The following is an 11,795-nucleotide window of genomic DNA, read 5'->3' on the forward strand; positions in this document are numbered from 1 at the left end:
TCGTTATGGATTTCCAAATGGATATGAACCAAGAGTACGGCGCAACGATTAAGGTCATCGGTGTCGGTGGCGGTGGTGGAAACGCCGTTAACCAAATGGTGAGCGATGGTGTTGAAGGTGTTGAATTCATCGTTGCAAACACTGATGCCCAAGCACTTGAGCGTTCAGCAGCTGAAAATAAAATTCAAATCGGAACAAAGGCAACTCGTGGACTTGGTGCTGGTGCCCGTCCAGAAGTTGGTGAAGCGGCCGCAAAGGAAAGTGAACAAGAACTTGCCGAAGCGCTTGCTGGTGCAGACATGGTCTTTGTTACGGCAGGAATGGGCGGTGGTACTGGTACCGGTGCTGCGCCAGTTATTGCTAAGATTGCGAAGGACTCAGGTGCTTTGACGATTGGTGTTGTAACACGTCCATTCTCATTTGAAGGTCCAAAGCGTGGTAAGTCAGCCGCTGAAGGATTAGCAAAGTTGAAGGAAAACGTTGATACGTTGATCGTGATTGCTAACAACAACTTGCTTCAAATCGTCGATAAGAAGGCGCCAATTATGGAAGCCTTTAAGATGGTCGATGATGTGTTGTTGCAAGGTGTGTCTGGTATCTCAGATTTGATTACCAAGCCTGGTATCATCAACTTGGACTTTGCTGATGTGAAGACTGCCATGGCTGGTCAAGGAACTGCTTTGATGGGTATTGGTTCAGCATCTGGTGAAAACCGTGCCGCTGAGGCGACGCGTAAGGCCATTGCTTCACCTTTGTTGGAAGCTAAGATTGAGGGCGCAACGAATGTCTTGCTTTCTGTTAAGGGTGGCGCAGACATGTCTTTGTTCGAAGCGCAAGAAGCTTCAGAAACGATTGCTCAAGCTGCCGGAACCGATGTTGACATCATCTTTGGAACAACGATTGACATGGAAATGGAGGGGGATTTGGTTGTGACAGTCATTGCGACTGGTATCGATCGTCCAGCAACGCCACGTCCTGAAATTAATCTTGGTACGGTGAATACAGCGAGCCCTTTTGAAGCAGTGACGGAACAACCAGTGCAACAACCGGTCCAGCCACAACAAACGGCACCTGTACAACCACAACAACCAGTTAACACAGATCCGTTTGCGGATTGGAATGTTAAGCCAGAACAGCCTGTACAACAACAACCAGCGCAACAACAAGCTGCACCTGTTGAACCTGTACAACCTCAAGCAGCCCCAGAGCAAACGGCAGCAGAAGAGGAAATCGAGCGTCCTGCTTACTTTAACTGGATGAAGCGCGGCGATAAGTAAGGAGACTGACAATGGCATTTAAGTTCAAGGAATTCTTCGGGGTAGATAACTACTACGAAGAAGAGGTACCTGAAGAGCAATATGCTGAGGACACTGCACAAGGGTCTGCTGCACCAACAGCGACTTCAAATGCGACCCGTCCGACTGCTGCCCGTCGTCCTAATGTTTTGAATATGGATGGCTCACGAAGCGAAACGTCAAAAATCGCATTGTACGAGCCACGCACATATGCAGATGCCCAAACGATTGCCACACAATTGTTGGCGGGCGAAGCGGTGATTGTTAACCTTGGATCGATTGACGAGAATACTGGTAAGCGTGTGCTGGACTACCTTGGTGGAACGGCATTTGCGGTTGATGGTATTATCGAACGTGTTGGTGAGCGCATTTTCCTGGCAACCCCACATAATTTCGAAATCTCTGGTACCATCTCACAAAACTTAGGACAACAGTTCAATTAATAGGTGATAATATGGTTGCAATCTTTTTACTTTTGAGTCTGATTCTACGAGCCTTGGAATTTGTGATTCTTATCTGGGTCTTGATGTCTTGGTTGCCAGGTGCACAACAATCTGCGCTGGGTCAATTTTTGGGCATGATTGCCGGATTTATTTTAGATCCACTACGTCGTTTTATTCCACGCACGGGATTTATTGATTTCACACCTTTGGCCGGGTTATTGCTTTTGCAAGCAGCTCAAGTTGGATTGCAAGCAATTGCACGAATGATATAAAAGAAGAAACGATATGGCAGATAATGTAGCACAGCATTTCCGCCCGAGTGAAGCCGCGTTTCTTGATGTAGCGCAAGGCTTAATTCGTCAGGCTCTGGATGAGTATCGTCCAGTCCTGACGAATTTTTTAAACCCGAGGCAGAGATATATTATTGAGACGCTAGTTAACCAGCACGACGACTTAAAATGGCAACATGAAGGTGGTTATGCTGATGCCGAAAGCGCTCGAACAGTTATCGCGCCTGCGTATTATGATATTCAGCAAAGTGATTTTGAACTTGCCGTGATTGCAATTAATTATCCACAAAAGTTTGCTGAATTACATCACAGTACCATTTTGGGCACGTTGATGAATAATGGCATTACACGTGACAGTATCGGTGATATTATTAGTGGTGAAGAGGGAACGTGGCACTTTTTGACGACGGTGCCAATGGCGACCTACATTCAAACCACTATGGATCATATCGGTAAGACAAAAGTACGTTTTGAGACGGCCTCATTGACAGATATTAGTGCTCCAATCGAAGAATGGACTGAAATTGACACAACGGTTTCGTCCTTACGACTAGATACACTGGTAGCTAATGGGTATAATGTCTCTAGGACGCATGCAAAAGAGTTGGTTGAACGTGGTCAAGTTCGTGTAAACTGGACTGACGTGGACCGTCCAGACTTTGTCCTAGCGGTAAATGATTTGGTTTCCGTCCGCCACTTTGGTCGACTGAAATTAGTTGCCGAGAATGGCATGACAAAAAAAGATAAATGGCGAGTGTCACTCGCTGTGATGAAGAAATAGATTGGAGAAAGCACATGGCATTGACCCCACAAGAGATTCACGCGAAGGAATTCACAACAAAAAGTAACAAATGGTACGATAAGGCCGAAGTTTCAGAATTTTTGGACCGTATCGTAACTGATTACGATGGTATGATGCAAGAGAATCAAACGTTGAAGACGCAATTGGCTGAAGCAGATGCAAACGCTAAGCAAGTTGAAGAGATGAAGCAATCTGTTAATTCATCAATTTTGATTGCGCAAGAAGCCGCTGATCGTTTGAAGAAGCAAACAGAGGCTGAAGCTGAAGCAACGTTGCAACAAGCTCAAGCTGAAGCACAAAAGATTGTTATGGAAGCTAACGCGAAGGCCAATGCTTTGTTGACTGAGTCACAAGCTAAGAACGAAAAGTTGGTTGCTGAAAAGGATGCTTTGGACAAGGACATGGGTGCCTTTAAGGCCAAGATTGAAGGTCTATTGCAGGCACAAATGGATTTGGTTAAGACTGATGATTGGGCTGCGTTCCAAAAGCCAGCCGCTAACCAAGTGCCATCAGCATCATCTGCACCGGTTGCACCAACATCAGCAGCCGCTGAAAGTTCAGAAGTAGAAACGGTTGTTATCTTCCCTGAATCAGCAGAAAGCAACGGAAACTTCTTGAATAAGGACTAATTTTTCGTTATCATGTAAACATGGTTTCTTGACCAAACGGTAAGGTGTATTCCAAACAGCGACCTAGAATTAACCCGGTGAGAGTCTAGGATGGTGACGCACTTTGCTTATCAGCAAGAAAGTTTTTTAATCAAATACACAGAAGAGGCGGCAGTTTGCCGTGAATTCGGGTGGTACCACGTTGACATGACGTCCCGCATTGGCTAGTGATAGCCGGTGCGGGATTTTTTAGTTTCAGGGTAAGCCGCATGTCAACGCGGTAGCACTTGGATTGAACAGAAAGGATTGCGCTTTTATGAAGATGAAGCAAACCTTGAACCTAGGAAAGACGAAGTTCCCAATGCGTGGTAACCTACCACAAACTGAGCTACAACGTGAAAACATCTGGTTCGAGAATAAGGTCTATGAGCAACGTCAAAAGATGAACGAAGGTAAGCCATCATTTATGCTTCACGATGGCCCTCCATATGCTAACGGAAACATTCACATCGGACACGCCATGAACAAGATTTCTAAGGATATCATCGTTCGTTACAAGTCAATGAATGGTTTCTACGCACCATTTGTCCCTGGTTGGGATACGCACGGTTTGCCAATTGAACAACAATTGACGAAGGCTGGTAAGGATCGTAAGGCGGTTGGCCCAGTTATCTGGCGTAAGATGGCCGAAGAATTTGCACGTAAGCAAGTTAAGACGCAAATGGCCGACTTCAAGCGTTTGGGAATTTCAGCTGACTGGGATAACCCATACTTGACGTTGTTGCCTGAATTCGAAGCTGCCCAATTGCGCGTCTTCGGTGAGATGGCCAAGAAGAACTTGATCTACCGTGGTAAGAAGCCTGTCTTCTGGTCATGGTCATCAGAGTCTGCTTTGGCAATGGCTGAAATCGAATACCACGACATTGAGTCAGACACGGCGTTCTTCTCAGAGCGCGTTAAGGACGGTAAGGGCTTGTTGGATAACGACACGTACTTCATCGCCTGGACGACGACACCTTGGACGGTACCAGCTTCACAAGCTTTGGCTTTGAACGCTGATTTCGAATATTCACAAATTCAACCAAAGGGTTCAGACAAGAAGTACATCGTTGCTTCAGCTTTGTTGGGTGCCGTTGCGCCTAAGTTCGGCTGGGACGAGTACGAAGTTGTCGCAACCTTTACTGGTAAGGAACTTGAAATGGCGACAACTGAGCACCCATTCATGGACCGTGAGATTTTGGTTGTTAATGCTGATTATGTGACGGCTGATGCCGGTACTGGTGCGGTTCACACGGCCCCAGGATTTGGTGAAGATGACTTTGCTACCGGTCAACGTTACAACATGCCAGTTATCATGAACGTTGATGACCAAGGTAAGATGACGGCCGAAGCTGGTCCTGACTTTGAAGGTGTCTTCTACCAAGATGCTGACAAGGTATCATTGCAAAAGCTTGAAGAAGCTGATGCGTTGATCTTGCACGAACCAGTTGTGCACAGCTACCCATTTGACTGGCGTACTAAGAAGCCAGTTATCTTCCGTGCGGTGCCACAATGGTTTGCTTCGATCGATAGCTTCCGTCAAGACATTTTGGATGCATTGGACGATGTTAAGTTCCAACCAGAATGGGGTAAGAAGCGTTTGTACAACATGATCCGCGACCGTGGCGACTGGGTTATCTCACGTCAACGTGTTTGGGGTGTGCCATTGCCAATCTTCTACGCTGAAGATGGTACGGCAATTGTTGACCCTGAAATCATCGACCACATCGCTGAATTGGTAGCCGAGCATGGTTCAAACGTTTGGTTCGAACGTGAGGCCAAGGACTTGTTGCCAGAAGGTTACTCAAACGAGCACTCACCAAATGGCGAATTTACCAAGGAAACGGACATCATGGACGTTTGGTTCGATTCAGGAACTTCACACCAAGGTGTCATGGCCACGCGTCCAAACCTAAGCTTCCCAGAAGATTTGGTTTTGGAAGGCTCTGACCAATACCGTGGATGGTTCAACTCATCATTGATCACAGGTGTTGCTGTAACGGGTAAGGCACCATACAAGTCAGTCTTGTCACAAGGATTTGTCTTGGACGGAAATGGTGAGAAGATGTCTAAGTCATTGGGTAACATCATTTCACCTAACGAAGTGGTGAAGGAGATGGGTGCTGAAATTATCCGTTTGTGGGTAACGTCAGTTGATTCATCAGCCGATGTTCGTGTATCAATGGACTTGTTGTCACAAACGTCTGAGACATACCGTAAGATCCGTAACACGATGCGTTTCTTGCTGGCTAACACAGCTGACTTTGATCCAAAGGCTGATACAATTGCCTTCGATGATTTGGTCGCAGCTGACCAATACTTCTACGCCCGCTTTAACAAGTTGGTTGCTGACATCAAGGCTGCCTACGACGTGTATGACTTCCAAGCAGTCAACAAGTTGGTTATCAACTTTATTAACGTTGACTTGTCAGCGTTCTACTTGGACTTCGCCAAGGACATCTTGTATGTTGAAGCGCCAAAGGGACACGCTCGTCGTTCATTGCAAACGGTCTTGTACAAGGTCTTGGTAGACTTGGACAAGTTGTTGTTGCCAATCTTGCCACACACGGCTGAAGAAATCTTTGAGTATCTTGAGCACGAAGAAGGCGACTTTGCTTACTTGACTGAGATGCCAGCTGTTGCAGATATTGCTAACGCTGACGAATTGATGGCTAAGTGGTCAGAATTCATGACGTTGCGCGATGCCGTTAACAAGGCCTTGGAAGTTGCCCGTGATGCGAAGTTGATTGGTAAGCCAGCCGAAGCAGCGGTAACGTTGTTCTTGACTGATGATCAAAAGGCTTGGTTGGATTCATTGGGACAAGATGTTCGCGTCTTGTTGCTTGTTTCTCAATTGCACGTAGCATCAGCTGATGAAGCTGATGATGCAACTGACTTTGATGGTTACAAGATTGCGGTAGCTCACGCAGAAGGTGAAGAGTCACCACGTGATCGTATGTACCACACTGATTTGGGTGCTGATCCTGACTTCCCAATGTTGTCAGCACACGAAGCACAAATCGTTCGCGAAAACTTCCCTGAGGCTTTGACTGAAGGTTTGGAGTAATTCACGATTAAACAAAAATAATATCGATAACAGAAAACGCCGAGAGATTTTGTCTCTCGGCGTTTTTACGTCTATAATGGAAGGTATATAGTTTGGTGGTTTGTGTCCGTCCTGACGGCCGGAGTGTTTGGCCCCTTCTAGTGCACGTGTCTAAACACGTGGTGGGGCCAAACGCAGCAGCCAAGCAAGACTATAATTGTTCGATTTTCATCAGCCACAAGACATCAGGGTAAACTGTTCGTCCATTTTTTTGTGAATAGATGAAAATCTTTAACGGTCTAGCATCTCTCGGCTGCTGTGGCTGGGGGCGCCCCGCGTATAGAACGAGGAGTGGCTAAATATGTGGCAGTAGCACTTAGCGGTTTTGCCGCTTAGTGCTACCAGGGGTAAAGGTGTACGCGGCAAAGCCGTGGACTCCGCCCGCCACTATTTTGACACACCTCGTTTAGCGGGACAAAAGAAGCCCCCAGCCACTCGACGCAACGCGTCGACACACAACACTAACTAACATACATAACGAATTCAAGACAAGGAGACCAAAGCATGACGAAGCTATACTTCATCCGCCACGGTAAAACAGAATGGAATGCCGAAGGGCGTTTTCAAGGAGCAGGTGGTGATTCACCACTGTTACCAGAATCATACGACCAAATTAAGATGCTGGGCCGTCACTTACACGATGTAAAATTTGCGCACGCTTTTGCTAGTCCAATCAAGCGAGCACGCATTACAGCTGAAGAAACACTAGCCCTTTTAGATGAAAAGCCCGAGCTAACGTTTATGGATGGATTGAAGGAGTTTTCGTTTGGTGTCTGGGAAGGCAAGACGTTTGCGGATGCCCAAGCTGGCTGGTATGACATGTACGATGCTTCGCGCAATCACCCAGAAAAGTTTGACGCCGCGCAGGTGCCAGGGGCGGAATCATTTGAAAGTGTGCAAGCACGTTTCCGCCAGGCAGTCGAAACAGCGGTAACTGAATACGGTGGCGAAGGGGTTAATCTGGTTTTCTTTAGTCACGGCGCGGCCTTAACGACCGGTATGGGTGGTTTGACAGGGATTCCATTGGCCGACTTACGCGCGCGTGGGGGCTTAGGGAACACCAGTACCTCAATTTTAGAGACGGCGGACGGTAAAACATTTACCGAATTATCACGAAACGATACAAGTTATTTGGGTGTCAGCAGTGATGCCTCAAATACAATTTAAGCGAAGAAGGAACTAGAGAGATGACGCAACCAGAAAATGCAGCACAAGCGGATATGGCACGCTTGGTCGCCGAAATTAACGCTAACCCAAATAACTGGCAAGCCTATGCAGACTTGGTAGCTGTTTTGGTTGCAACTGAAAACTTGATTGAAGCAGAGGATTTGGCCCTAAAGAGTTTGGGACTCTTCCAAGCGAATGATGAAGCTTTGCAAAACTTGCTGTACGCGACGGGTAATGTGTATTACGTGGCGGGTGATTATCAACGGGCAAATGATTTCTTTGGTAAAATTACTGATTTGGCTATTTTGCATGATGCAACTGTGATGCAGGCACAAGGATGGTATGCTCAAAACCAATTCCAAAAGGCATTGGTATATGCTTTGACAGCTGTTGAGCAACAGCCAGAAGACACTGGTGCGCAAGTATTATTAGGTAACATCTGGCTAGGCTTGCAACATGAATCAAAAGCAGCTGAAGCTTTTGATGCAGCAATCCACGTTGATCCGATGAATTTCGAGGCCAATTTTGGTCGTGGGGTTGTGGCAACGGCCAAGGGCGATCAAGACAATCAATGGTTGGCGACGGCCCAAATGATTGATTTACAACGTTATCAGGCACAAGCACAACGATTAGATGAAATCGTCCAATTACTATCAGGGAGCCGATTAGATGGAGAATCAGACTAGTTTGTTCGACGGCCCAAATCCAACGGATGAGCAACCCACTGTTTCCGGCCAAGTTAAGAATATTCTTTTCGCGGCTCAGGATTCATTTTATAAAGTCATGATTGTTGAAGTTGCTGACCTGAATTTTGACTATGATGATACTGAAATTACGGTTACTGGTAGCTTTGGTGATATTCAAATTGGCGCCAGTTATGAATTTAAGGGTCGGTTAACAACGCATGCCCGTTATGGCACGCAGTTTGCAGCGCAAAATTATCAACGACAAGCAGCCAGTACGACGTCAGGTTTAGTCGCCTATTTGTCAGGTGATCAATTTCCGGGGGTTGGTAAATCAACGGCCACAAAGATTGTTGATGAACTCGGTATCGAAGCGGTGGATTTGATCCTAGAAGATCCAGCTGTCTTGACACAAACTGGGATTTCAACGAAGCTGCAAGAAGTCATTGTGAATCAGTTACAACAATCTGATGGCATGGAACGGGCGATTATCGCGCTAAATGATTACGGCTTTGGGTCGGCGTTGGCAACGGCCATTTATCAAAAGTATCAGCAACAGACACTGCAAATTTTAAAGACAAATCCCTACCAAATGGTGATTGATATTGATGGCGTATCATTTGCCCGTATTGATCGTTTGGCTGCCCAACAAGGTATCGATGCCTTGGACGCCCGTCGCATTCAGGCGGGCGTTATTGCGGCAATTAACCAAGCAACGTTCGAGTCTGGTGATACGTACATGCAAGTTGAAGCGTTATTGCAGGCAACACAACAAATTTTGGAACGGGCGCAGAATGCCCGCGTGGATGTGGCTTTAATTAAGCGGGCGCTGTTGACCCTTACTTCAGATGGCGTGGTTATTGCTGACGGACAAAACTTATATGTAAAAGCGTTGTTTGAAGCAGAGCGCGAAATTGCACAGAAGTTAGTACGCCTAACGCAACGCAAAGCGGGTGAGTATGCCCGCAAAGATGTCGTGCAGTACCTGACCGAAGTGGAAGAAGAGAATCCGTTTCCATATGATGATGTCCAACGAGAAGCGATGATTGCCGCGTTAACCAGTAATTTGTTTATTTTAACGGGTGGACCAGGGACTGGTAAAACAACCATTATTAATGGGGTTGTGGCAACTTTAAAGAAGCTACTGCAAGCCGAAGGAATGAAATGGGATGAGATTGAGACCAGTATTCGTCTGGCCGCGCCAACCGGCCGGGCAGCGAAGCGTCTCTCGGAATCAACTGGGATGCCTGCGTCGACGATTCACCGCTTATTGGGGATTAATGGTCGTGAAGACTTGGATGAGATTGATATCGAAGAGTTGTCAGGTCGCTTGTTAGTCATTGATGAGATGTCGATGGTGGATACGCAGTTGTTTGATTTGCTATTACGCGGTATCCCGGGCGGCATGCAAGTTATTCTGGTTGGGGACAAAGACCAGTTGCCGTCTGTTGGACCCGGTCGCGTCTTTTATGACTTATTAGCTAGTGGCTTGCTGAATTACCGTGAGTTGGAGACGATTCACCGGCAGGGTAAAGGGTCAACAATCATTGCGTTGGCGAGTGCCATTCGTGCCGGTCAGTTGCCAGAAGATTTTACGGTGCGCCAACCAGATCGCTCATTCTTTCCAGCACAAACGACGCAAGTACCACGACTAATTGAGCAGATTGCAACGAGTTGGAAAGAAAAAGGCAATTCGGTCGCAGATATGCAGATTTTGGCACCGATGTATAAAACACCAGCGGGCGTGCATAATTTGAATGCAGTTGCCCAAGAAATTTTCAATCCGATGACCCCTAAAAAGCGGGAAATCAATATTAAATTAGGTGACTTGGCGTTTAGTTTCCGCGTCGGTGATAAAGTGATGCAGACGGCAAATGATCCGGAACACAATGTCTTTAACGGTGACATTGGATATATTACTAGTATTATGTTGGCCAAGGATAAGGCGAATGAAGATAATACGGATAACATTACGGTGGCTTTTGACACAGGGGAAGTTGAGTATACGCGCCAGAACTGGAATCAATTGACGTTGGCCTATGCAACGACCATTCACAAGGCACAAGGTGCCGAGTATAAGTTAGTTATTATGCCTTTGGTTAATGCGTTCTCCCGCATGTTACAACGTAATTTGCTGTATACGGGATTAACACGAGCAAGTGAGTCATTGGTGTTGATTGGGGATGTGAGTGCCTATCAGCGTGCGGCTGTGACGGAAGGCGTTAATCGGCAGACGACTTTGCAGGAACGGTTGCAACAAGCCGAAGCGGGACAACTACCTGAAACGCCAGATGACCATGCCTCAATAGCAGCTCTAAATCAACAGCCACTGGCAGTTGATCCAACGGCGGAAGTAGTTGATGAAGAGAATACGATCGATGATTCGCCGGCAGTCAATGAAATTGTTCAGGCAGTTGCCGACACCGAGGATGATATCCTAACAATTGCACAAATTACCGCCGAAACAATTGATCCCAATATTGGCATGGCTGATTTGACGCCGTATGACTTTATGTCAGCTGAGAATATGCTATAATTCTACTAGTCAAGCACAGACAATGTGTGATAAAATTAATCGATAAATTTTCGAATGAAAAGGGGTTTCTGAAATGTCAGGACACAGTAAGTGGCATAACATTCAAGGACGTAAGAACGCCCAAGACGCAAAGCGTGGTAAGATCTTCCAAAAGCTTGCCCGCGATTTGTACACGGCAGCTAAGGCTGGTGGTGTAGATCCAGATTCAAACGCAGGTTTGCGTTTGGTTATCGACAAGGCTAAGGCAGCTAACATGCCAAAGGATAACATCCAACGTGCCTTGGATAAGGCTTCTGGTGCCGGTGGCGCTAACTACCAAGAGTTGACGTACGAAGGTTACGGACCAGCTGGTGTAGCTGTTTTGGTCCAAGCGTTGACTGATAACATTAACCGTACGGCTGCCTCAGTTCGTTCAACGTTCAAGCACTTCGGTGGTGAATTGGGAACGACTGGATCAGTTTCATTCCAATTCGATCGTAAGGGTTACATCGAAATCGAGCGTAACGAAGATAACGATATTGATGAGGATCAATTGTTCGAAGACATGTTGGAGGCTGGTGCCGAAGACATGAAGACTTACGATGACCAATTCGAAATCTACACGGATGCGAAGTCATTCCCTGAAGTACGTGACGCTTTGGAAGCAAAGGGTTACACGTTGGTCAACGATGAAGTAACAATGGTTGCTCAAAACCCAATGGCAGTGCCTGAGGATAAGCAAGCATCATTGGCTAGCTTGGTTGATGAACTTGAAGAAAACGATGACGTTCAAGCTGTCTTTACGACTGCTGAGTAGTTTTCGTTAAAAAAGAGACGTGGATTTCCC

At 46.5% G+C, this 11,795-nt stretch carries 10 protein-coding genes; all 10 read left to right on the forward strand.

Going from position 1 to position 11,795, the window contains the following annotated elements; genetic code table 11:
- Positions 1–5: 5 nt before the first annotated feature.
- The gene (ftsZ, locus tag ESE_RS0105870; RefSeq protein ID WP_010372699.1) at positions 6–1,277 is read left to right on the forward strand and encodes a cell division protein FtsZ; all 1,272 of its coding nucleotides are present in this window, start codon (positions 6–8) and stop codon (positions 1,275–1,277) included.
- Between the two features lie 11 nt (positions 1,278–1,288).
- Complete coding sequence (locus ESE_RS0105875; protein WP_010372703.1) at positions 1,289–1,738, forward strand: cell division protein SepF; 450 nt, start codon at positions 1,289–1,291, stop codon at positions 1,736–1,738.
- Positions 1,739–1,749: 11 nt separating this feature from the next.
- Positions 1,750–2,010, forward strand: coding sequence for a YggT family protein (locus tag ESE_RS0105880; RefSeq protein ID WP_010372705.1), 261 nt, complete (start codon positions 1,750–1,752; stop codon positions 2,008–2,010).
- Positions 2,011–2,023: 13 nt separating this feature from the next.
- A complete protein-coding gene (locus ESE_RS0105885) occupies positions 2,024–2,809 on the forward strand; it encodes a YlmH family RNA-binding protein (protein WP_010372709.1) in 786 nt (261 codons plus the stop codon).
- Positions 2,810–2,823: 14 nt separating this feature from the next.
- Entirely contained in the window at positions 2,824–3,459 is a 636-nt protein-coding gene (locus tag ESE_RS0105890; protein ID WP_010372711.1) for a DivIVA domain-containing protein, read from the forward strand.
- Between the two features lie 295 nt (positions 3,460–3,754).
- The gene (gene ileS / locus ESE_RS0105900; protein WP_010372715.1) at positions 3,755–6,544 is read left to right on the forward strand and encodes an isoleucine--tRNA ligase; all 2,790 of its coding nucleotides are present in this window, start codon (positions 3,755–3,757) and stop codon (positions 6,542–6,544) included.
- A gap of 543 nt (positions 6,545–7,087) precedes the next feature.
- Positions 7,088–7,750 carry a histidine phosphatase family protein gene (locus tag ESE_RS0105905; protein WP_010372718.1) on the forward strand — a complete coding sequence of 221 codons (663 nt, stop codon included), beginning with the start codon at positions 7,088–7,090 and terminating at the stop codon, positions 7,748–7,750.
- Positions 7,751–7,770: 20 nt separating this feature from the next.
- A complete protein-coding gene (locus ESE_RS0105910) occupies positions 7,771–8,436 on the forward strand; it encodes a tetratricopeptide repeat protein (RefSeq protein ID WP_010372721.1) in 666 nt (221 codons plus the stop codon).
- Entirely contained in the window at positions 8,420–10,969 is a 2,550-nt protein-coding gene (gene recD2, locus ESE_RS0105915; RefSeq protein WP_010372724.1) for an SF1B family DNA helicase RecD2, read from the forward strand. The genes ESE_RS0105910 and recD2 overlap by 17 nt, the downstream gene beginning before the upstream one ends.
- 73 nt (positions 10,970–11,042) lie before the next feature.
- Positions 11,043–11,765 carry a YebC/PmpR family DNA-binding transcriptional regulator gene (locus ESE_RS0105920; RefSeq protein WP_010372727.1) on the forward strand — a complete coding sequence of 241 codons (723 nt, stop codon included), beginning with the start codon at positions 11,043–11,045 and terminating at the stop codon, positions 11,763–11,765.
- Positions 11,766–11,795: the final 30 nt, after the last annotated feature.

Source organism: Weissella cibaria KACC 11862, from assembly GCF_000193635.1.
In the GTDB taxonomy this organism is placed as follows: domain Bacteria; phylum Bacillota; class Bacilli; order Lactobacillales; family Lactobacillaceae; genus Weissella; species Weissella cibaria.

What these genes read in the sequence shown, in the direction of transcription:
- ftsZ (WP_010372699.1), top strand. Translation starts at nt 6, where the DNA reads ATGGATTTCCAAATGGATATGAACCAAGAGTACGGCGCAACGATTAAG.
- ESE_RS0105875 (WP_010372703.1), top strand. Translation starts at nt 1,289, where the DNA reads ATGGCATTTAAGTTCAAGGAATTCTTCGGGGTAGATAACTACTACGAA.
- ESE_RS0105880 (WP_010372705.1), top strand. Translation starts at nt 1,750, where the DNA reads ATGGTTGCAATCTTTTTACTTTTGAGTCTGATTCTACGAGCCTTGGAA.
- ESE_RS0105885 (WP_010372709.1), top strand. Translation starts at nt 2,024, where the DNA reads ATGGCAGATAATGTAGCACAGCATTTCCGCCCGAGTGAAGCCGCGTTT.
- ESE_RS0105890 (WP_010372711.1), top strand. Translation starts at nt 2,824, where the DNA reads ATGGCATTGACCCCACAAGAGATTCACGCGAAGGAATTCACAACAAAA.
- ileS (WP_010372715.1), top strand. Translation starts at nt 3,755, where the DNA reads ATGAAGATGAAGCAAACCTTGAACCTAGGAAAGACGAAGTTCCCAATG.
- ESE_RS0105905 (WP_010372718.1), top strand. Translation starts at nt 7,088, where the DNA reads ATGACGAAGCTATACTTCATCCGCCACGGTAAAACAGAATGGAATGCC.
- ESE_RS0105910 (WP_010372721.1), top strand. Translation starts at nt 7,771, where the DNA reads ATGACGCAACCAGAAAATGCAGCACAAGCGGATATGGCACGCTTGGTC.
- recD2 (WP_010372724.1), top strand. Translation starts at nt 8,420, where the DNA reads ATGGAGAATCAGACTAGTTTGTTCGACGGCCCAAATCCAACGGATGAG.
- ESE_RS0105920 (WP_010372727.1), top strand. Translation starts at nt 11,043, where the DNA reads ATGTCAGGACACAGTAAGTGGCATAACATTCAAGGACGTAAGAACGCC.